General features: G+C 70.9%; 16 protein-coding genes and 1 tRNA gene. 11 read left to right on the top strand and 6 right to left on the bottom strand.

Annotation, left to right across the window (positions count from 1 at the left end):
* Positions 1-219: 219 nt before the first annotated feature.
* Positions 220-1,929, bottom strand: a complete 1,710-nt coding sequence (locus A2U95_RS16345) for a lytic transglycosylase domain-containing protein (protein WP_166023228.1) — start codon at positions 1,927-1,929, stop codon at positions 220-222.
* Positions 1,930-2,353: 424 nt separating this feature from the next.
* Here A2U95_RS16345 and A2U95_RS16340 point away from each other — a divergent pair, with 424 nt between their 5' ends.
* Positions 2,354-3,229, top strand: a complete 876-nt coding sequence (locus tag A2U95_RS16340) for a DUF4184 family protein (RefSeq protein ID WP_166023227.1) — start codon at positions 2,354-2,356, stop codon at positions 3,227-3,229.
* On the opposite strand, the gene A2U95_RS16335 is transcribed toward A2U95_RS16340, so the two are convergent.
* Positions 3,132-3,515 (bottom strand): hypothetical protein, encoded by a 384-nt coding sequence (locus tag A2U95_RS16335; RefSeq protein ID WP_166023225.1) that lies wholly within the window; start codon positions 3,513-3,515, stop codon positions 3,132-3,134. The genes A2U95_RS16340 and A2U95_RS16335 overlap by 98 nt on opposite strands.
* Positions 3,516-3,791: 276 nt before the next feature.
* The gene (gene polA / locus A2U95_RS16330) at positions 3,792-6,524 is read right to left on the bottom strand and encodes a DNA polymerase I (protein ID WP_166023223.1); all 2,733 of its coding nucleotides are present in this window, start codon (positions 6,522-6,524) and stop codon (positions 3,792-3,794) included.
* Positions 6,525-6,757: 233 nt separating this feature from the next.
* On the opposite strand from polA, the gene A2U95_RS16325 reads away from it, so the two are divergent.
* The 7 genes from A2U95_RS16325 (at position 6,758) to A2U95_RS16295 (ending at position 15,729) form a co-directional block, all read left to right on the top strand.
* The gene (locus A2U95_RS16325) at positions 6,758-9,037 is read left to right on the top strand and encodes an FdhF/YdeP family oxidoreductase (RefSeq protein WP_166023221.1); all 2,280 of its coding nucleotides are present in this window, start codon (positions 6,758-6,760) and stop codon (positions 9,035-9,037) included.
* Positions 9,038-9,132: 95 nt separating this feature from the next.
* Complete coding sequence (locus tag A2U95_RS16320; protein WP_166023219.1) at positions 9,133-9,585, top strand: PaaI family thioesterase; 453 nt, start codon at positions 9,133-9,135, stop codon at positions 9,583-9,585.
* A 445-nt stretch (positions 9,586-10,030) separates the two neighbouring features.
* A complete protein-coding gene (locus A2U95_RS16315) occupies positions 10,031-11,254 on the top strand; it encodes a branched-chain amino acid ABC transporter substrate-binding protein (RefSeq protein WP_166023217.1) in 1,224 nt (407 codons plus the stop codon).
* Positions 11,255-11,349: 95 nt separating this feature from the next.
* Entirely contained in the window at positions 11,350-12,282 is a 933-nt protein-coding gene (locus A2U95_RS16310) for a branched-chain amino acid ABC transporter permease (protein WP_166023215.1), read from the top strand.
* 5 nt (positions 12,283-12,287) lie between these two features.
* Positions 12,288-14,117 (top strand): branched-chain amino acid ABC transporter permease, encoded by a 1,830-nt coding sequence (locus A2U95_RS16305; RefSeq protein ID WP_166023213.1) that lies wholly within the window; start codon positions 12,288-12,290, stop codon positions 14,115-14,117.
* Between the two features lie 5 nt (positions 14,118-14,122).
* Positions 14,123-15,016, top strand: coding sequence for an ABC transporter ATP-binding protein (locus A2U95_RS16300; RefSeq protein WP_166023211.1), 894 nt, complete (start codon positions 14,123-14,125; stop codon positions 15,014-15,016).
* A complete protein-coding gene (locus tag A2U95_RS16295) occupies positions 15,013-15,729 on the top strand; it encodes an ABC transporter ATP-binding protein (RefSeq protein WP_166023209.1) in 717 nt (238 codons plus the stop codon). The genes A2U95_RS16300 and A2U95_RS16295 overlap by 4 nt, the downstream gene beginning before the upstream one ends.
* 113 nt (positions 15,730-15,842) lie before the next feature.
* Here A2U95_RS16295 and A2U95_RS16290 read toward each other — a convergent pair whose 3' ends face one another.
* Complete coding sequence (locus A2U95_RS16290; protein WP_166023207.1) at positions 15,843-16,493, bottom strand: ANTAR domain-containing response regulator; 651 nt, start codon at positions 16,491-16,493, stop codon at positions 15,843-15,845.
* Between the two features lie 102 nt (positions 16,494-16,595).
* Here A2U95_RS16290 and A2U95_RS16285 point away from each other — a divergent pair.
* Positions 16,596-16,670: transfer RNA gene (locus tag A2U95_RS16285), tRNA-Leu, on the top strand.
* 105 nt (positions 16,671-16,775) lie between these two features.
* Positions 16,776-17,549, top strand: a complete 774-nt coding sequence (locus A2U95_RS16280; RefSeq protein ID WP_166023205.1) for a helix-turn-helix domain-containing protein — start codon at positions 16,776-16,778, stop codon at positions 17,547-17,549.
* 11 nt (positions 17,550-17,560) lie between these two features.
* On the opposite strand, the gene pyk is transcribed toward A2U95_RS16280, so the two are convergent.
* Together pyk and A2U95_RS16270 are read right to left on the bottom strand one after the other, a co-directional pair.
* On the bottom strand, positions 17,561-18,985 hold the full coding sequence (pyk, locus tag A2U95_RS16275; protein WP_166023203.1) for a pyruvate kinase: 1,425 nt from the start codon (positions 18,983-18,985) through the stop codon (positions 17,561-17,563).
* A 143-nt stretch (positions 18,986-19,128) separates the two neighbouring features.
* On the bottom strand, positions 19,129-19,899 hold the full coding sequence (locus A2U95_RS16270; protein ID WP_166023201.1) for an SIMPL domain-containing protein: 771 nt from the start codon (positions 19,897-19,899) through the stop codon (positions 19,129-19,131).
* A 134-nt stretch (positions 19,900-20,033) separates the two neighbouring features.
* Between A2U95_RS16270 and A2U95_RS16265 the strand changes: the two genes are divergently transcribed.
* Positions 20,034-21,851 (top strand): bifunctional metallophosphatase/5'-nucleotidase, encoded by a 1,818-nt coding sequence (locus A2U95_RS16265; RefSeq protein WP_166023199.1) that lies wholly within the window; start codon positions 20,034-20,036, stop codon positions 21,849-21,851.
* Positions 21,852-21,953: the final 102 nt, after the last annotated feature.

Raw genomic sequence — 21,953 nt, 5'->3', positions numbered from 1 at the left:
GCCGCTCGGCGGGGCGTACAGGCACGCGGCTGACGGGCAGGCGCACGGGTCCGCACCGGGGCGCCCCGTGCGGGCGGCCGTGCTGCCGCGGGAGCGCCACCGGGGCGGGCGGTGCCGGGGGTGGGTGCGGGCAGACGCGTGCGCGGGCGGTCGCACGCGTCAGGGCCGGGCCCCTTCCGGAAGGGGGCCGGCCCTGACGCGGTGCGAGGAGGGGCGGGGTCAGGCCGTGCCGGAGACCTCGCCGGTGGTGCCCTCCGCGGTGGCCTCCACCGTCAGCTCCACGGTGAGGGTGCCCGCTCCCGGCGTGTCCACGAGCAGCAGGTAGGAGCCGGCCGTGTCGCCCGCGAACAGGGCGGGCAGGGTCAGCACGCCGTCGGCGTCGGCGGTGAGGCCGAGGGTGCGGACCGGCTTGCCGTCGGCGCCCTCGAAGTACGGGCCCTTGTCGTTCTCGCCGGCGTCCTCGACCGACTTGATCAGCGTGACGGTGGCGCCGACCCTGGCGGCGGGCGCGCCGCCGCGGGTGGCGCTGACGGCGATCCTCCCGGCGAACTCCCCGCCGACGGGGCACACCAGGGGCTCGCCCTCGGCCAGGGTGAGCTTGTCCGCGGTGCGGACGGTCACGACGCCGTCCCACTCGGCGGCCGTCACGTCACGGCCGACGACGGTGGCCCGGACCATGAAGGCACCGGCCTTCTCCCCGGCGACCAGCGCGGGCGCCGTGGCGACGCCGCTGCCGTCCGTCTGCACGGTGGCGATGGTCTCGCCGCCCTCGAAGGCCGTACCGGTGTCGCCGACGACGGTGAACCGGATCCGCACCTTGCCGACGCCCGCCCCGGCGGAGGTCTCCGCCCGGACGGCGATGTCCTCGCCGAAGGCCGTGCCGGCCACCGCGCTGAGCGAGCCGCCCGCCGCGCGCTCCAGGCGGTGCACCGAGTCGGTGGGCGTCTGGGGGCTCGCCGGAGGCGTCGTGGCGGGCGGAGGCGTCGTACCGCCGCCTCCCGCGCCGGGCGTTTCGGACCCGCCGCCGCTGCCGCCGCCGTTGCCGCCACCGCCACCGCCACCGCTGCCGCCATTGCCGACGCCGTCACGCGGACCCGCGGACGGCGGGGCGGACGGGGAGGTGGGCGTGATGGTGTCGCCGTCGTTGCGGTGGACCGGCAGGGTGCCGGTGCCGTCGGGGATCTCCTGGACGCCCTTGCGGAAGGTCTCCATCCACCGCAGCACCGTGTTGAGGTAGTCGCGGGAGTTGTTGTAACTGAGGACCGCCCGCTCGAGGTCCTCACGCTCGGCGAGGTTCCAGTTGTAGCGGCACAGGTAGTGCCCGGCGGCCAGCGCGGCGTCGTAGACGTTGTTGGGGTCCTTCGCCCCGTCCCCGTTGCCGTCCTTGCCCGCCCACTCCCAGGTCGACGGGATGAACTGCATGGGGCCCACGGCGCGGTCGTAGGTGGCGTCGCCGTCGAAGGCGCCGTTGTCGGTGTCGCTGATGTGCGCGAAGCCCTCGCCGTTGAGGGCGGGGCCGACGATGGGCGAGGTGGTGGTGCCGGCGCTGTCGACACGGCCGCCGCGGGCCTGGCCGGACTCCACCTGCCCGATGGCGGCGAGGAGTTGCCACGGCAGGTTGCAGTCCGGCTTGGCCTGCCTCAGGGTCGCCTCGGCCTTCTTGTAGGCGTCGAGGACCGTCGCGGGTATGCCGGATTCGCTGCTGTCGCTGCCGCCGGCCGGGGAGTTCAGCGGCGGGAGGTCCGTGTAGTACGAGTCGTCGCCCGGACTCTCGGCGAGGTCGGGGACCGGCTGGGAATCACCGGTCTCCGATCTGGGCCTCTCGGCCACTCCCGGCGCCTGCGAAGCGGTCAGCGCCGCGACCGCGATCGCGGCCACCGCCGTGGTCGCCGCCCCTCTGCGCAGATGCCTGCCGATATGCGCCGCCATCGAGCGTTCCCTCCCTGGACGACCGACTTCTGGTCCCTCGGTCCGCCTCGCGGACAGAGATTCGATACCGCAATCAGGTGACCCTACGCCAACTTGCGTCGCCCGCCTACCCGTTGGTGTCCGATATCGGGTGATTGGCAAGGACTTGGGCGCGGTGCGGCGTGCGGAATTCGGACGCGGCCGGTTCCGGGGAACCGAAGGGTGGCCGGTGACGTCCCTTGTCGGCGCGGGCGTGGTCCCGGCCGCGCCACCGGGCGGGCCCGGTACCGCGCTCCGCGGCGTCGCCGCCGCGTCGTCGTCGTACCGACCGCCGCGGCCGCCGCCGTGGCCGTCGCGCTGCCGCGGCCGTCACGGTGCCGTGGTCGCGCCGTGCCGTGGCCGCGCCGTCGGCGTGTGCCGTGCCCTCCGGGATCAGGAGTCGTCCTTGCCGTTCACCCTCAGTCATGCCGTCGCCGTCCTGCCCGCGGTCCGCACCGACGGCACCGGGCGGGCCGCCCTGCTGGTGCCGTCGGTGCTGGTCGCCGGGTCGTTCGCCCCCGACATGACGTACTACGCGGCGAGCGCGCTGCCCGACGCGATGGCCTTCGGGGACGTCACCCACTCGTTCGCCGGCGTGCTGACGGTCGACGTGGCGATCGCCTGGCTGCTGGTGGGCGCCTGGCTGCTGCTGCGGGAGCCGCTGGTCGCGTTGCTGCCGCGGCGGGTCCGCGGGCGGGCCGCGGCGCTGACCCGTTGCGCGACGCCCAGGGCACGGCTCCGGCCCGCCCTGGCCGCCGCCTGGTACCTGTCGGCCGTGCTGGGGGCTCTCACCCATGTGGTGTGGGACGCCTTCACCCACCTGGACCAGTGGGGGATGCGGGTCTTCCCGGTGCTGGGCGAGGAGATCGCGGGCTCGCCCCTCTACTGGTACATGCAGTACGGGGGGTCGGCGGTCGCCGCGGTGGTCATCGTCTGGTTCCTGGCCCGCGCGCTGCGGAAGGCCCCCGACGGCGGAGGGCTCGGGCTGCCGCCGCTGTCACGGCGTGACCGCTGGGCCGCCTGGGCGCTGCTGGCGCTGTGCGCGGGGATCGCGGCGACGGCACGGGTGGTGCGCTGGTGGGCCTACTGGGGGCATGTCGCCAAGCCCTGGGAGATCATCCCGACGCTCTGCTTCGGCGCCGGTGCGGGCCTCGTGGTCGGCCTGCTGCTCCACGGGACCGCCGTCAGGGTGTGGCGGCGCCCGTCCCGGGATCCGCGCGCGGCGGCCGGGGAGCCGGGGGCGCGGGAGGAGGAGGGAAGCCGGGCAGCGGCACCACGGTGACCGCGATCCGGCGGGAGGCGCCCGGGCGGACCAGCCGGACCACCAGTCCCCAGGTGCGGCGGGCGGCCGTCTGGGCGGGGCCCACCGCCAGCGAGAGCACCACCACGGGCTGCCGGCCGGCCACCGCCTCCCACAGGTCACGGGCCCGCCGTCGCGCTCCGGCCGTCCAGCCGGGGTGACGACGGGCCGTGCTCGCGGTCGGGGCGAGGGGGCGCACCGGCGGACGCAGCGCGGATATGACCGCTTCCGCTCCCACCGGAGTCCGGCCGAGCATGCGTATACCCATGCCCCGCATCCTCGCCCCGCCCACGGTCCACGTCGCTTCCATGGGGTCCGCCCGGGTGACACGAACCGCCGGCCCCGGCGGCTCCCGGGCGACACCGGCCCGCCCGGCAGGCGACCCGCACCCCCGCAACCCCGCAACCCCGCACCCCGCAGCGGCACCCGGCAGGCGGCGGTCCCGTACCGCCTCCGCGAAGCGGCACGGGCCGCGCCCCCGGACGGGGGGACGCGGCCCGTGCGGGCGCCGGCATCCCCGGGGGGAGCAGGCGCATCCGGTCGCTCAGTGCGCCGCGGACTCCCAGTCCCGGCCCACGCCGACCGACACGTCCAGCGGCGCCCGCAGGGCCGCCGCTCCCGCCATCTCCCTCCGGACCAGTTCCTCCACCGCGGCCCGTTCGCCGGGCGCGATCTCCAGCACGATTTCGTCGTGGACCTGCAGCAGTATCCGCGACCTCAGCTCCGCCTCCCGCAGCGCCGCGTCGACCTTCAGCATGGCGATCTTCACGATGTCCGCGGCGGTGCCCTGGATCGGCGCGTTGAGCGCCATCCGCTCGGCCGCCTCCCGCCGCTGCCGGTTGTCGCTGTTCAGGTCCGGGAGGTACCGCCGGCGGCCGAGGATGGTCTGCGTGTACCCGGTCGCCCGGGCCTCGTCGACGACCCGGCGCAGGTAGTCCCGCACCCCGCCGAACCGTTCGAAGTAGGTGTCCATCAGCACCCGCGCCTCGCCGGCGTCGATGTTCAGCTGCTGCGACAGGCCGAACGCCGACAGTCCGTAGGCCAGGCCGTACGACATGGCCTTGATCTTCCGCCGCATCTCGGGGTCGACCTGCGACCGCTCCACCGAGAACACCTGGGAGGCGACCGTGGTGTGCAGGTCCTCGCCGGAGGTGAACGCCTCGATCAGGCCCTCGTCCTCGGACAGGTGGGCCATCACCCGGAGTTCGATCTGGCTGTAGTCCGCCGTCATCAGCGACTCGTAGCCCTCGCCGACCACGAATCCGCGGCGGATCGCCCGGCCCTCGTCCGTGCGCACCGGGATGTTCTGCAGGTTCGGGTCCGTCGACGACAGCCGGCCCGTGGCCGCCACCGTCTGGTTGAAGGTGGTGTGGATCCGGCCGTCCGCGGAGATCGTCTTGATCAGGCCCTCCACGGTCGTCCGCAGCTTGGCCTGTTCCCGGTGCCGCAGCATGATCACCGGGAGTTCGTTCTCGGTCTGCTGGGCCAGCCAGGCCAGCGCGTCCGCGTCCGTGGTGTAACCGGTCTTGGTCTTCTTGGTCTTCGGCAGGCCCAGTTCGCCGAAGAGGACCTCCTGGAGCTGCTTCGGGGATCCGAGGTTGAACTCGTGGCCCGCCGCCGCGTGCGCCTCCCGCACGGCCTGCTGGACCGCGCCCGCGAACATCTGCTCCATCTTGCCCAGGTGGTCCCGGTCGGCGGCGATGCCGTGCCGCTCCATCCGCGCCAGCAGCGCCGACGTCGGCAGTTCCATGTCGCGCAGCAGCCCGGCGGCGCCCACCTCCTCGAGCCGGCCCTCGAACGCCGCCGCCAGGTCCAGCACGGCCAGCGCCTGCACCATCAGCGCCTCGGCCTGGGCGTCGTCGTCCGCGCCGAAGGCCAGCTGCCCGCCGGCCGCCTCGGCGGGGGCGAGCTCGCGGCCCAGGTACTCCAGGGACAGCGCGTCCAGGTCGAAGGACCGGCGGCCCGGCTTGACCAGGTAGGCGGCCAGCGCCGTGTCCATGGTGACGCCGTCGACCGTCCAGCCGTGTTCGCCGAACAGCCGCATCGCGGCCTTCACGTTGTGGAACACCTTCGGCCTGGCCCCGTCGGCCAGCCACGCCGCCCAGGCCGTCTCGTCGGCCTCGTCGAGCTGCGCAGGGTCGAACCAGGCCGCCTGGCCGCCCGCCGCGGCGAGCGCGACCTCGGCCACCGAACCCTCGCCCAGCGCCCACGCGCCGACCGCCGCGACGCCCAGCGGGCCGTCCTGCCCGTGCTCCGCGAGCCAGGGCGCCAGCTCGCCGGTGGACAGCACCGAGCCGTCCAGCTCGACGCCGCTCTGCGCGGCGGGCGAGGGGCCTTCCTCCTCCTCGGCGCCCGGGTCCACGGCGAACAGCCGCTCGCGCAGCGACGGGTTCCGGATCTCCAGGGTGTCCAGGATCATCGCGACCGCCTTGCGGTCGTACGCCGCCCGCTCCAGCGCGGTGACCCCCACCGGCAGCTCGACGTCCCGGACCATCTCGGTCAGCCGGCGGTTCAGCTTCACGGACTCCAGGTGGTCGCGGAAGTTCTGCCCCGCCTTGCCCTTGACCTCCTCGGCCCGCTCCACCAGCTCGGCGAACGAGCCGAACTGGTTGATCCACTTCGCGGCCGTCTTCTCGCCCACACCCGGGATGCCCGGCAGGTTGTCCGACGGGTCGCCGCGCAGCGCCGCGAAGTCGGGGTACTGCGCCGGGGTCAGGCCGTACTTCTCGAAGACCTTCTCGGGCGTGAACCGGGTCAGCTCCGAGACGCCCTTGGTCGGGTACAGCACCGTGGTGCGGTCGGACACCAGCTGGAAGGAGTCGCGGTCGCCGGTGACGATCAGGACGTCGAAGCCCTCCGCCTCCGCCTGCGTCGTCAGGGTCGCGATGACGTCGTCCGCCTCGAAGCCGTCCACCGCGAACCGCCGCACGCCCATCGCGTCCAGCAGCTCGCCGATCAGCTCCACCTGGCCGCGGAACTCGTCCGGCGTCTTCGCCCGGTTCGCCTTGTACTCGGTGAACTCCTGCGACCGCCACGTCCTGCGGGACACGTCGAACGCCACCGCGAAGTGGGTCGGCGCCTCGTCGCGCAACGTGTTGGCCAGCATCGAGGCGAAGCCGTAGATCGCGTTCGTCGGCTGGCCCTGCGCCGTCGTGAAGTTCTCCGCGGGCAGCGCGAAGAACGCGCGGTACGCGAGCGAGTGCCCGTCCATGAGCATCAGCCGCGGACGCTCACCGCCGGGGGTCGTTTCGGTCTTCTTCGATGCTGTATCCACCACGCCCTCGATCCTGCCACGCTCCACGGACAGCCAGCGCCCACCCACCGGCCGCCCCGCACCGCACCGTCCCCCCGTCACTCCTGGCGGTGATCGGCCGGGCCGTCCGGCGAGAGTTGTCCACAGGTCCCGCGGAGCCTCCTCCACAGCCCTCCCGCGGCCCGCGGCCCCGTGCAAGGATCTTGGACGACAGCCGACCCGACAGCCGCACCGCCGGTGCAGAAGAGGTGAGCGCCATGGTGAGCAAGCCCCCCGCCGCCGATCCCGCGCAGGACGCCCCCCGCGTCTCCGAGCCCCGGCACGCAGCGGCCGGTCTGCCCGCCATCGGCCACACCCTGCGCATCGCCCACCAGCAGATGGGGGTCCGCCGCACGGCCCTGACCCTGCTGCGGGTCAACCAGAAGGACGGCTTCGACTGTCCCGGCTGCGCCTGGCCCGAGGGCGACGAGCGGCACGCCGCGGAGTTCTGCGAGAACGGCGCCAAGGCCGTCGCCGAGGAGGCCACCCTCCGCCGGGTCACCCCGGAATTCTTCGCCGCCCATTCGGTCGCCGACCTCGCCGGCCGCAGCGGCTACTGGCTGGGCCAGCAGGGCCGCCTGACCCGTCCCATGTACCTCGCCGAGGGTTCCACCCACTACGAGCCCATCGGCTGGGACGAGGCCTTCGACGTGATCGCCGAGGAGCTCCACGCCCTCGGCTCCCCCGACCAGGCGGTGTTCTACACGTCCGGGCGGACCAGCAACGAGGCCGCGTTCCTCTACCAGCTCTTCGCCCGCGAGTTCGGCACCAACAACCTGCCCGACTGCTCCAACATGTGCCACGAGTCCTCCGGCTCCGCCCTCACCGAGACCATCGGGATCGGCAAGGGCAGCGTCAGCCTCGAGGACCTCCACCAGGCCGACCTGATCATCGTCGCCGGGCAGAACCCCGGCACCAACCACCCGCGGATGCTCACCGCCCTGGAGAAGGCCAAGGCCGCCGGCGCCCGTGTCATCAGCGTCAACCCGCTGCCCGAGGCGGGGCTCGAACGCTTCAAGAACCCGCAGACCCCCAGGGGCCTCGTCACCGGCACCGCCCTCACCGACCTCTTCCTCCAGATCCGCATCGGCGGCGACCAGGCCCTCTTCCGCCTCCTCAACAAACTGGTCCTGGAGACCGAGGGCGCCGTCGACGAGGCGTTCGTCCGGGAACACACCCACGGTTACGAGGAGTTCGCCGAGGCGGCCCGCGCCGCCGACTGGGCGGAGACCCTCGCCGCGACCGGCCTCACCCGCGAGGAGATCCACCGGGCCCTCGACATGGTGCTCGCCTCGAAGCGCACCATCGTCTGCTGGGCCATGGGCCTCACCCAGCACAAGCACTCCGTCCCCACCATCCGCGAGGTCGTCAACTTCCTCCTGCTGCGCGGCAACATCGGCCGCCCCGGAGCCGGCGTCTGCCCCGTGCGAGGTCACTCCAACGTCCAGGGCGACCGCACCATGGGCATCTTCGAACGCCCCGCGCCCGCCTTCCTCGACGCCCTGGAGGCCGAATTCGGCTTCGCCCCGCCCCGCCACCACGGCCTCGACGTCGTCAACGCCATCCGCGCCCTGCGGGACGGCGCCGCCAAGGTGTTCTTCGCCATGGGCGGCAACTTCGTCGCCGCCACCCCGGACACCGACGTCACCGAGGACGCCATGAGGCGGGCCCGCCTCACCGTCCACGTCTCCACCAAGCTCAACCGCTCGCACGCCGTCACCGGCGCCCGCGCCCTGATCCTCCCCACCCTCGGCCGCACCGAACGCGACCTCCAGGCGGGCGGCGAGCAGTTCGTCACGGTCGAGGACTCCATGGGCATGGTGCACGCCTCCCGCGGCCGCCTCGCACCGGCGAGCCCCCACCTGCTCTCCGAGCCGGCCATCGTCTGCCGCCTCGCGCGCCGCGTCCTCGGCCCCGGCAGCGCCACGCCCTGGGAGGAGTTCGAGAAGGACTACGCCACCGTCCGCGACCGCATCGCGCGCGTGGTCCCCGGCTTCGAGGAGTTCAACGCCCGCATCGCGCGCCCCGGCGGCTTCACGCTCCCCCACGCGCCCCGCGACGAACGCCGTTTCCCCACGGCCACCGGCAAGGCCAACTTCACCGCCGCGCCCGTCGAGTACCCGGTGATCCCCGAGGGCCGCCTGCTGCTGCAGACCCTCCGCTCGCACGACCAGTACAACACCACGGTCTACGGCCTCGACGACCGCTACCGCGGCATCCACGGCGGCCGCCGCGTCGTGCTCGTCCACCCCGAGGACGCCGCCGGACTGGGCATCGCCGACGGCTCCTGCGTCGATCTCGTCTCCGAGTGGAGCGACGGGACCGAACGCCGGGCCCCCGGCTTCCGGGTGGTCCACTACCCCACCGCCCGGCGGTGCGCCGCCGCCTATTACCCGGAGACCAACGTCCTGGTGCCGCTGGACTCCACCGCCGACGTCAGCAACACCCCGGCCAGCAAGTCCGTGGTGATTCGTCTGGAACAATCCGGAACCGACTGAGCGTTTGCTCAGCCGGTGGTGCGACGGTACCGGTGCCGGCACCGCCGCACCAGCCACCGCACCAGGTCTCCCCCGAAAGAATTGGAGCCGGCCCCATGGGCGAGCAGCACACCGTGAAGTTCCCGCAGGAAGTCCTCGACGAGTACGCGAGCCTCGGCCTCGACCTCCCCGCCCTCTTCTCCGCCGGTCACCTCGGCACCCGCATGGGCATCGAGATCAAGGAGGCCTCGGCCGAACGGGTCGTCGGCACCATGCCGGTCGAGGGCAACACCCAGCCCTACGGCCTGCTCCACGGCGGTGCCTCCGCCGTCCTCGCCGAGACCCTCGGCTCGGTCGGCTCCATGCTCCACGGCGGCCCCTCCAAGATCGCCGTCGGCGTCGACCTCAACTGCACCCACCACCGCGGCCTCCGCTCCGGCGTGGTCACCGGCGTGGCCACCCCGGTCCACCGGGGCCGCTCCACGGCCACCTACGACATCGTCATCAGCGACGACCAGGACCGCCGCGTCTGCAGCGCCCGCCTCACCTGCCTCCTGCGCGACGCCTGACGGCCCGTTGCGCACCCTCCCGGGGCGCCCCGGCGGCACCGCCGCCCGGGGCGCCCCTTTTTCGCGTCTTCTTCTTCCGGAAGTAACACTGCGTAACGCGAACGAAATGAATGCATGCTGCATTCATCAACCTCGTGACAACGCTGTCAGGTAATGAGTAAAAATGGGAAGACACCTGAACCCAGAAACGCCCCGTCCTGCGATTTCTCAACATGCGGACCGGCCGAATCCGCCGGAATTAACCTCTTCCACCCACTCCTTACCGCTCTGCATTACCTCGTGTCATAACAAGAGCGTCACAGCATTGGTCAGGCACTCCTCCCTATAACCACCTCGCGCCTAGAGTCACCGCCAGTCACCGCGCCGTGGGAACAGCAAATCCGCCCAGCGCCTCGACTCGGCCGCGCTCCGGACCGGAACGGCCGTGCCAGGGAAAGGACACACCGTGCGTCAACGTCTCCTCGCACTGACCGCCACGCTGGCGGTGGGAGCGCTCACCCTTACCGCCTGCGGCTCGCGCGACGAGGGCAACAAGGGCGGCTCCGACGGCGACACCAAGGTCGTCATCGGCCTCGACGCCCCGCTGACCGGCGACCTCTCCGCGCTGGGTCTGGGCATGAAGAACTCCGTCGACCTCGCGGTCAAGACGGCCAACAAGGAGAAGTACGTCAAGGGCGTCACCTTCGAACTGAAGGCCCTCGACGACCAGGCCCAGCCGACCTCCGGTCAGCAGAACGCCACCACGTTCGTCGGCCAGGAGGACGTCATCGGCGTCGTCGGCCCGCTGAACTCCAGCGTCGGCGAGGCCATGCAGAAGGTCTTCAACGACGCGAACACCGCACTGGTCTCCCCGGCCAACACCAACCCCTCCCTCACCCAGGGTCTGAACTGGCAGAAGGAGAAGAAGCGCCCCTTCGCCTCCTACTTCCGCACCGCCACCACCGACGCGATCCAGGGCCCGTTCGCCGCCCAGTACGTCTACAACGAGGCCAAGCTCACCAAGGCCTTCATCATCGACGACAAGAAGACCTACGGCGCGGGCCTCGCCGCCACCTTCAAGGGCGAGTACGAGAAGCTCGGCGGCAAGGTCGTCGGCACCGAGCACATCAACCCCGAGGCCAAGGACTTCGCCGCGGTCGCCACCAAGGTCAAGTCCTCCGGCGCCCAGGTCGTCTTCTACGGCGGCGAGTACCCGGCCGGCGGCCCGCTCAGCAAGCAGATCAAGGCCGCGGGCGCCGACGTCGCCTTCGTCGGCGGTGACGCCCTCAAGTCCCCCGAGTACATCAAGCTCGCCGGCAAGAGCAGCGAAGGCGACTTCGCCACCCTGGTGGGCTCCGAGCTGGAGAAGCTGGACTCCGCCAAGGAGTTCATCGCCAACTACCAGGCCGAGGGCTACAAGGACGCCTACGAGGCCTACGGCGGCTACTCCTACGACGCCGCCTGGTCGATCATCGAGGCGGTCAAGGCCGTCACCGAGAAGAACGACGGCAAGCTCCCCGAGGACGCGCGCAAGCAGGTCGTCGAGGCTCTCCAGGGCGTCAGCTTCGAAGGCGTCTCCGGAACCGTCTCCTTCGACGAGTTCGGTGACACCACCAACAAGCAGCTGACGGTCTACGAGGTCAAGAACGGTGAGCACGTCGCCGTGAAGTCCGGCACCTTCACCGACTGACACCACCCACCCACCCGCCACACCCAGGGCCGCGCGGGGCGCTGCACCCAGCGCCGCGCGCGGCCCTGTCCGTCCCAAGTCTCGGAGGCAATGCGGTGAACGAACTGCCGCAGCAGCTGGTCAACGGCCTGCTCCTAGGAGCCATGTACGGCCTGGTCGCCATCGGCTACACAATGGTCTACGGCATCGTCCAGCTCATCAACTTCGCCCATGGCGAGATCTTCATGATCGGTGGGTTCGGCGCCCTCACGGTCTACCTCTACGTCCTGCCCGACGGCACCGGTATGGCCATCGCGCTGCCTCTGATGATCGTCGGCGGCGTCATAGCCGCCGTCCTCGTCGGCGTCGGAGCCGAACGACTGGCCTACCGGCCCCTGCGCGGCGCGCCCCGCCTCGCCCCCCTCATCACCGCCATCGGCCTCTCCATCGCCCTGCAGCAGGCCGTCTGGGCCTGGTACCCCGACGCGACCAAGTCGCTCACCTTCCCCGAACTCGACCTCGGCCCCTTCGAGATCGGCTCCGTCACCCTGCAGGGCGGTGACATCTTCCTGATCGCCGCCGCCCCGATCTGCATGGTGATCCTCGGCTGGTTCGTCATGAAGACCCGCACCGGACGCGGCATGCAGGCCACCGCCCAGGACCCCGACACCGCCAAGCTGATGGGCATCAACACCGACCGCATCATCATGGTCGCGTTCGCCCTCGGCGCCGCCTTCGCGGCGGTCGGAGCCGTCGCCTACGGCCTCAAGTACGGCGAGGTCAACTTCAAGATGGGCTTCCTGCTCGGGCTCAAGGCCTTCACCGCCGCCGTCCTCGGCGGCATCGGCAACATCTACGGCGCCATGATCGGCGGTCTCGTCCTCGGCGTCGCCGAGGCCATCTCCACCGCCTACATCGCCGAAGTTCCCGGAATGCAGCAGCTCGGCGGCCAGTCCTGGTCCGACGTCTGGGCCTTCGTACTCCTCATCCTCGTGCTCCTGCTGCGGCCACAGGGCCTGCTCGGCGAGCGCGTGGCCGACAGGGCGTGACACCGATGACGACACACACCACCAGCACCGACATGAACACCGCGGCCGACACCCCGAGCCCCACCGGGCGCCTCGTCGGAATCCCCGCACCCGCGGCCCGCGCCCTGGCCACCGCCGGCGGCGCCCTCAGCCTGGTCTCCTGCTTCCTCGCCTGGACGTGGACCGACGCCTTCCCCGGCGACCTCACCGTCTACGGCTACCCCGGCGGCCTCCAGTGGCTCGTCCTGGTCCTGGGAGCCCTGACCGCCCTCTTCGGCCTCGCCTCCTACCAGGTCAAGGGCCTGCGCTGGCTCACCCCCGCAGGTGCCGACCCGGCGATCCGCCTGGCCGCGCTGGGCGCCTTCGTCACCGCCTGGTACACGGTCCTGGCCATCAGTCTCACCCTCGGCGGGGTTGTCAACCTGGAACCGGGCGGCTTCGTCGTCGCCGCCGCCACGCTGATCGCCCTTCTCGGCGCGCTCGCCCTTCCGTTCGAACGCCCGAAGGCCGACCCGGCCGACCCCGAGGACAGCGGCTGGGACCAGTTCAAGCACAACGCCGGCCAGAAGTGGGCCGTCGTCAAGGCCGCCTTCGCCACGGGTCCCCTCGCGCCGGCACCCAAGCTCCCCGGCTACGCCGAGATCCTGCTGATCACCGCGGCCCTGGCCGTCGGCCTCGGCATCTTCACCTACGGCATCGGCACCGAGTACGACGAACTGTTCATCGGCTTCCTGGTCAGCGCCGGCTTCGGCTTCGCCGCCCTCGCCAAGGCCGGACTGATCCCGCGGCTCGGCGCACTCACCGCGCGCCACTCCAACATCACCACCTGCGCGGCCTTCGTCGCCGCCGCCGCGTTCCCGTTCACCCAGACCAACGACCGGTTCGCGAACATCGGCGTCAACATCCTGATCTTCGCCACCGTCGCCCTCGGCCTGAACATCGTCGTCGGCCTCGCCGGCCTCCTCGACCTCGGCTACGTCGCCTTCCTCGGCGTCGGCGCCTACGCCGCGGCCCTGGTCTCCGGCTCCCCGTCCAGCCCCACCGGACTCCACCTGCCGTTCTGGGCCGCGATCATCGTCGGGGCCATCGCCTCCATGATCTTCGGCGTGCTCATCGGCGCCCCGACCCTGAGGCTCCGCGGCGACTACCTCGCCATCGTCACCCTCGGCTTCGGTGAGATCTTCCGCATCACCGTCATGAACACCGACGGCACCAGCGGCCCCGACATCACCAACGGCTCCAACGGCATCACCAGCATCCCCGACCTCAAGATCCTCGGCTTCGACCTCGGCGCACCCCACGAGATCTTCGGCTTCACCATCGGCCGCTTCGCCAACTACTTCTTCCTGATGCTGCTGGTCACCGCCGTCGTCGTCCTCGTCTTCCGGCGCAGCGGCAACTCCCGCATCGGACGCGCCTGGGTCGCCATCCGCGAGGACGAGACCGCGGCCCTCGCCATGGGCATCAACGGCTTCCGCGTCAAGCTGGTCGCCTTCGCCCTCGGCGCCACCCTCGCCGGCCTCGCCGGCGCCGTCCAGGCCCACGTGACCTTCGTCGTCACCCCCGAGCAGTACATGTTCGCCAACAGCGTCCCGCCGAACAGCGCCTTCCTGCTCGCCGCGGTGGTCATGGGCGGCATGGGCACCATCGCCGGCCCGCTCCTCGGCGCCGCACTGCTCTACCTCATCCCCACCAAGCTCCAGTTCATGGGCGACTACCAGCTCTTCGCCTTCGGCGTCGCTCTCATCCTCATCATGCGTCTCCGGCCCGAAGGCATCATCGCCGACCGGCGCCGCAAGCTCGAATTCCACGAGGACGCCGAAGCACCCACAGTCCTCGGCAAGACAGGGGCCTGACCTCCATGACCACCGACACCACCACCCAGCAGGGCGAGACCGTCCTCGACGCCCGGGGCGTCACCATGCGCTTCGGCGGCCTCACCGCCGTCAAGAACGTCGACCTGCACGTCAACAGCGGCGAGATCGTCGGCCTCATCGGACCCAACGGCGCCGGCAAGACCACCTTCTTCAACTGCCTCACCGGCCTCTACGTCCCCACCGAGGGCGAGGTCCGGTACAAGGGCACGGTCCTGCCGCCCAAGTCCTTCAAGGTCACCGCCGCCGGAATCGCGCGCACCTTCCAGAACATCCGTCTCTTCAGCAACATGACGGTCCTGGAGAACGTCCTGGTCGGCCGCCACACCCGCACCAAGGAAGGCCTCTGGTCAGCCCTTCTCCGCGGGCCCGGCTTCAAGAAGGCCGAAAAGGAATCCGAGGCGCGCGCCATGGAACTCCTTGAATTCGTCGGCCTCGCCCATAAGCGGGACCACCTTTCAAGGAATCTTCCCTACGGTGAGCAGCGCAAGCTGGAAATCGCCCGCGCCCTCGCCAGCGAACCCGGCCTCCTCCTCCTGGACGAGCCCACCGCCGGCATGAACCCCCAGGAAACCCGCGTCACCGAAGAACTCGTCTTCGCGATCCGCGACATGGGAATCGCCGTCCTCGTCATCGAGCACGACATGCGGTTCATCTTCAACCTCTGCGACCGCGTCGCCGTCCTCGTCCAGGGCGAGAAACTCGTCGAAGGCGACAGCGCCACCGTCCAGAGCGACGAACGCGTCGTCGCCGCCTACCTCGGCGAACCCTACGAAGATACCGCCACCGCCGCCGACAGCGACGCCCCCTCCTCCCCCGCCCCCCAGGCGCAGGACGAGGACCAGGCCGCCGCCGAGCCCGGCAAGGAGAACGACCGATGACCGCACTCCTCGAGGTCGAGGACCTCCGCGTCTCCTACGGCAAGATCGAAGCCGTCAAGGGCATCAGCTTCAAGGTCGACGCCGGCCAGGTCGTCACCCTCATCGGCACCAACGGCGCCGGCAAGACCACCACGCTGCGCACGCTCTCCGGGCTCCTCAAGCCCTCCGGCGGCACGATCAGGTTCGACGGGAAGAACCTCCGCAAGATCCCGGCACACAAGATCGTCAGCGTCGGTCTCGCCCATTCCCCCGAAGGGCGCCACATCTTCCCCCGCATGTCCATCGAGGACAACCTGCGGCTCGGCGCCTTCCTCCGCGACGACCGGGCGGGCATCGCCAAGGACATCCAGCGCGCCTACGACCTCTTCCCCATCCTCGGGGAGCGCAGGAAGCAGGCCGCCGGAACCCTGTCCGGCGGTGAGCAGCAGATGCTCGCCATGGGCCGCGCCCTGATGTCCCAGCCGAAGCTGCTGATGCTCGACGAGCCCTCCATGGGACTCTCGCCGATCATGATGCAGAAGATCATGGCCACCATCAGCGAGCTCAGGGCCCAGGGCACCACCATCCTGCTCGTCGAGCAGAACGCCCAGGCGGCGCTCTCGCTCGCCGACCACGGCTACGTGATGGAGATCGGCAAGATCACCCTCACCGGCACCGGGCAGGAACTCCTCCACGACGAGTCGGTCCGCAAGGCCTACCTCGGCGAGGACTGACGCCCTCCCGGCTCCGCCCGGCACGCGACGAGGCCCGCACCCCTGGACGACAGGGGTGCGGGCCTCGCCCGCGTCCGCTCCGGTTCCGGTCCGGTCCGGTCCGGCGCCCGGAGTCAGCCGCGCCCGGCCTTCTTCTCCTCGGAGTCGGCGATGACCGCCTCCGCGACCTGCTGCATCGACATCCGGCGGTCCATCGACGTCTTCTGGATCCACCGGAACGCCGCCGGCTCGGTCAGCCCGTACTCGGTCTGCAGGATCGACTTCGCCCGGTCCACCAGCTTGCGGGTCTCCAGCCGCTGGGAGAGATCGGCGATCTCCTTCTCCAGCTCCTTCATCTCCGTGAACCGGGACACCGCCATCTCGATCGCGGGCACCACGTCGCTCTTGGAGAACGGCTTCACCAGGTACGCCATCGCGCCCGCGTCCCGCGCCCGCTCCACCAGCTCGCGCTGTGAGAACGCGGTCAGCATCAGCACCGGGGCGATGGACTCCTCCGCGATCCTCTCCGCCGCGGAGATGCCGTCCAGCTTGGGCATCTTGACGTCCAGGATCACCAGGTCCGGCCGGTGCTCCCGCGCCAGCTCCACGGCCCGCTCCCCGTCCCCGGCCTCGCCGACGACCGTGTACCCCTCCTCCTCCAGCATCTCCTTGAGATCCAGCCGGATCAGGGCCTCGTCCTCGGCGATGACGACGCGGGTGGTCATCGGGGGGACGTGAGACTTGTCGTCGTCTTCCACGGGCTGCGGGGACTCGGGGGCGGTCACGCTGGCTCCTCGGGCATCAGGGCAGAGTACTGCTGCCAAGACCTTACCTAGCTGCGGTAAGGTATGAGCGCAGAGGGGGAGGCCCAACCTTCGATTCCTCGAGCCCCGGTAGCCCAACTGGCAGCAGGCAATGGATTCAAAACCCATACAGTGTCGGTTCGAATCCGACCCGGGGCACTTTTCCTTCCATTCGAAGGCTCGTGAAACAGGCGGATGTTCCCGTTCCGGTGAACATCCGCCTTTCGCTGCGCAGGACGGCAAATCGCCACCGACAGTGGCCACATGTACGACCTCAGCACACGTCGACGTGCCTTGTCCCTCATCGCGCAGGGCCGCAGCCTCAATTCGGTCAGCAGGGAACTGGGCGTCTCCCGGGCCGCGATCCGCGACTGGCAGGTGCGGCTGATCCCCTTGCAGCGCGCTGGGGCCGCCTGCGAACGGTGCCGTCCGATCCCCGGACCGCCCGACAACGGTGTCGCCTACTCCTACCTGCTGGGGCTTTACCTCGGCGACGGCTGCATCAGCAAGGGCCGCAACTCCAGCCTCGTCATGCGGATCGCATGCGCCGACGCCTGGCCGGGGCTGATCGATGCCTGCGAGGAGGCGCTACGCGCGGTCCGTCCCGACAACAGCGTGTTCCGGGTGCGGCGCCAGGGCTGCACCATGGTGACCATGGCCAGCAAACACTGGGCCTGCCTCTTCCCCCAGCACGGCCCCGGACGCAAGCATGACCGCTCCATTGCCCTTGCCCCGTGGCAGCAAGCTGTCGTGGACGCGCATCCGTGGGAGTTCCTCCGGGGCCTGATCCACTCCGACGGGTGTCGCGTCACGAACTGGACCACACGCATCGTGGGCGGTGAGCCCAAACGCTACGAATACCCGCGGTACTTCTTCACCAACACCTCCGGCGACATCCGCCGCCTGTTCGTCGACACTCTCGACAAGGTCGGCGTCGAATGGAAGGTCTGCGTCCGTAACGGAAACCCGCTCAACGTCTCCGTCGCCCGCAAGGCGTCCGTCGCCCTGATGGACGCCCGCATCGGGCCGAAGTACTGAGCTGGAGGACCTCAGTCCTCCTCGATGTGGTGCACCCGCACCAGGTTGGTCGTCCCCGACACCCCCGGCGGGGACCCCGCCGTGATGACCACGACGTCGCCCTTGCGGCAGCGGCCGTACTTCAGCAGCAGCTCGTCGACCTGCTCGACCATCGCGTCCGTGGAGTCCACGTGCGGGCCGAGGAACGTCTCCACGCCCCAGGTGAGGCTGAGCTGGGAGCGCGTGGCGGGCTCGGGGGTGAAGGCGAGGACCGGGATCGGGGACCGGTAGCGCGACAGGCGCCGCACGGTGTCACCGGACTGGGTGAAGGCGACGAGGAACTTGGCGCCGAGGAAGTCGCCCATCTCGGCCGCCGCGCGGGCCACCGCGCCGCCCTGGGTGCGGGGCTTGTTCCGCTCGGTGAGCGGCGGGAGTCCCCTGGCGAGGATGTCCTCCTCCGCCGCCTCGACGATGCGCGCCATGGTCTGCACCGTCTCCACCGGGTACTTGCCGACGCTGGTCTCGCCGCTGAGCATCACCGCGTCGGTGCCGTCGATGACCGCGTTGGCGACGTCTGAGGCCTCGGCGCGGGTGGGCCGGGAGTTGTCGACCATCGAGTCGAGCATCTGGGTGGCGACGATGACCGGCTTGGCGTTGCGCTTGGCGAGCTTGATCGCCCGCTTCTGCACGATCGGCACCTGTTCCAGGGGCAGTTCGACGCCCAGGTCGCCCCGGGCGACCATGATGCCGTCGAACGCGGCGACGATCTCCTCGATGTTCTCGACCGCCTGCGGCTTCTCGATCTTGGCGATGACGGGGAGTCGCCGGCCCTCCTCGTCCATGATCCGGTGGACGTCCTTGATGTCGAGCGCGCTGCGCACGAAGGAGAGGGCGATGACGTCGAAGCCGGTGCGCAGCGCCCAGCGCAGGTCGGCCTCGTCCTTGTCCGAGAGGGCGGGGACGGAGACGGCGACGCCAGGGAGGTTGAGGCCCTTGTGGTCGGAGACCATGCCGCCCTCGACGACGATGGTGTGGATCAGCGGGCCCTCGACGGAGCGGACCTCCAGGGTGACCTTGCCGTCGTCGACCAGGATGCGTTCCCCGACGGTGACGTCGTTGGCGAGGCCGTGGTAGGTGGTGCCGCAGAGGCGGCGGTCGCCTTCGGCGCCGGGTTCGACGCTGATGGTGAAGGCGTCGCCGCGTTCGAGGAGGACGGGGCCTTCGTGGAAGCTGCCGAGGCGGATCTTGGGGCCCTGGAGGTCGGCGAGGGTGCCGACGCTGCGGCCGGTGTCGTCGGCGGCCTGGCGCACGCGGTGGTAGCGCTCCTCGTGCTCGGCGTGGCCGCCGTGGCTGAGGTTGAAGCGGGCGACGTCCATGCCGGCGTCGACGAGTGCCTTGACGCGGTCGTAGGCGTGGGTGGCGGGCCCGAGGGTGCAGACGATTTTTGCTCGGCGCATGGTTCGACCATAGGGCTTACCGACGGGTAGGCCGTTCGTGTTGGCGTTCTGTTCAACAACCTTCACGGCAACTGTGGTTGGGGTGAATGGGGGTTCGATATGCGGACCGCCCGCCGGTCGCCGCCGCTGCCGCGCCACCGCGGTCACAGGGCCGGCGGCGCCATGGTGAACCGGGCGTTGACCTGGGCGCGGACGTGCTGGCGCCGGGGTTCGAGGGCGAGGGCGGGGGGTTCGGGCGCGGATCCGGGGGCGGCGGGCAGGCCGGCGGATCCCGCGGGCCGCGGGGCGGCGCGGGTGGCGGCGGCAGCGGTGTCGGCGCCGATGTCGGCGATGTCGACGACGCCGGTGAGGGTGGTGCCGAGGGCCTCGGCGTATTCGCGGGCGCGGACGACGGCCTGCCGGACCGCTTCCTGGCGGGCGCGCCGGTGGGCGGGGGATTCGGGGCGCAGGGACCAGTAGGGGCCGTTGACGCGGGTGTGGTCGAGGTCGGCGAGGCGGGTGGTGAGTTCCCCGAGGACGGTGAAGTCGGTGATCTCCGCGGTGAGGGTGACCCGGCCGTCGTAGGCGCGGATGCGTTCGCCGCGGCCGCGCTGGCTGAGTTCGGGGGTGAGGGAGAGGGAGCCGGTCTCGACGTGGGCGACGGCGTCGCCGTAGCTCTTGAGGAGTTCGAGGGCGGTGTTGTTGCGCCGGGTGAGGTTGGCGACGGCGTCACGCCGGTCGGTGCCGCGGGCGGTGACGGTGAGGGTGATGCGGGCGATCTCGGGGTCGACCTCGAGGTGGGACTCGCCGCGGACGGCGACGCGCGGGTGCTCGACGCCCGGGTGCTCGACGCCCGTGCGCCCGGCGTTCGGCTGCTCGGCGCCCGGCCGCGGGTTCCCGGGGCGCGTGGGCCCGGTGACGGATTCGGCTTCCATGCGGATCACCCTGCCAGGACGTCCCGTCCCTTGGCGTGCCGCTTACCGGATCGCAACCTGGCGGCCCTGTCGGGAGCGGGCCTGGTGGTGAAGAATCTACGCGCGTTGGCATTGGTGTCGGGAGGTACGGGAGCATGGGGTTGGATCGCCGGAAGTTTCTGAAGAGGTCTGCGGTGACGGGTGCGGGTGTGGCGCTTGCGGGAGGTGCGGCGGGGGCTCCGGCAGCCCAGGCGGCTCCGGAGGCGGCCGCGGCCGGGGGCCGTCCGGGGAAGCGCTTCACCGTGACGGTGATGGGTTCGACGGACCTGCACGGCAACGTCTTCAACTGGGACTACTACAAGGACGCGCAGTACAAGGACGCGGCGGGCAACGCGCTGGGCCTGGCGCGCATCTCCTCACTGGTGAAGGAGGTGCGCGCGGAGAAGGGCGCCGGCCGGACGATGCTGATCGACGCGGGTGACACCATCCAGGGCACTCCGCTGGCGTACTACTACGCGAAGGTGGATCCGATCACCGCCGAGGGCGGGCCGGTGCATCCGATGGCCCGGGCGATGAACAGGATCGGCTACGACGCGGTCGCGCTGGGCAACCACGAGTTCAACTACGGCATCGAGTTGCTGCGCACGTTCGAGTCGCAGTGCGACTTCCCGCTGCTGGGCGCCAACGCGGTGGACGCGACGACGATGAGGCCGGCGTTCCCGCCGTACTTCTTCAAGACGTTCCGCGTGCCGGGCTCCGCCAGGCCGGTGAAGGTGGCGGTGCTGGGGCTGACCAACCCGGGCATCGCGATCTGGGACAAGGCGTACGTGCAGGGCAGGCTGAAGTTCCCGGGTCTGGAGGAGCAGGCCGCGCTGTGGGTGCCGAAGCTGCGCTCGATGGGCGCGGACGTGGTGGTCGTCTCCGCGCACTCGGGCACCTCGGGCACGTCCTCGTGGAGCGACCAGCTTCCCTACGTGGAGAACTCGGCGGCGAACGTGGCGCGCCTGGTCCCGGGCATCGACGCGATCCTGGTGGGCCACGCCCACAAGGAGATAGCCGAGCTGCGCGTGGTCAACGAGAAGTCGGGCAAGGAGGTGGTCCTGTCCGAGCCGTTGATGTGGGGCGAGCGGCTGTCGCTGTTCGACATCGAGCTGGTCTTCGAGAAGGGCCGCTGGTCGGTGGCGTCGGTCTCGGCCTCGCTGCGGAACTCCAGGGACGTGGCGGAGGACCCGGAGATCGTGGCGCTGCTCCGGGAGCAGCACGACGCGGTGGTGGAGTACGTCAACCAGGTGGTGGGCACCGCCGCGGTGACGCTGACGACGGTGGAGGCGCGTTACAAGGACGAGCCGGTCATCGACCTGATCGCGAAGGTGCAGGAGGACGTGGTGAGGGCCGCGCTGGCCGGCACCGAGTACGCGTCGCTGCCGGTGGTGGCGCAGGCGTCGCCGTTCTCGCGGACGTCGGAGATCCCGGCGGGCGAGGTGACGATCCGGGACCTGTCGAGCCTGTACGTGTACGACAACACGCTGGTGGCGAAGGTGCTGACCGGTGCGCAGCTGAAGGACTACCTGGAGTTCTCGGCGGAGTACTACGCGCAGGTTCCGGCGGGCGCCCCGGTGGACGTGAACGCGCTGACGAACGCGGGCAACCGTCCGGACTACGCGTACGACTACGTGTCGGGTGTGACGTACGAGATCGACATCGCGCGGCCGGCGGGTTCGCGGATCCGGAACCTCTCCTTCGAGGGCGCCCCGGTGGCGGCGGACCGGAAGTTCGTGCTGGCGGTGAACAACTACCGGGCGAACGGCGGCAGTGCGTACCCGCACGTGGCGTCGGCGCCCGAGGTGTGGGCGGAGTCGACGGAGATCCGGACGCGGATCGCGGAGTGGGTCACGGCGAAGGGCGTGCTGGACCCGAAGGACTTCGCGTCGGTGGGCTGGCGTCTGACGCGGGACGGGGTTCCGGTCTTCTAGTCCTCCGGTCTTCTAGTCCTCCGGTCTCCGGGTCCTCCGGTACCCGGGGCTTCGGGTCCTCCGGTACCCGGGGCTTCCGGTCCCCGGGCCGGGTCGGCGGCG

The organism is Streptomyces chilikensis (genome assembly GCF_001642695.1).
GTDB lineage: Bacteria > Actinomycetota > Actinomycetes > Streptomycetales > Streptomycetaceae > Streptomyces > Streptomyces chilikensis.
Note: the sequence above shows the minus strand (reverse complement) of the source record. Positions and strands in the feature narration are given on the sequence as shown.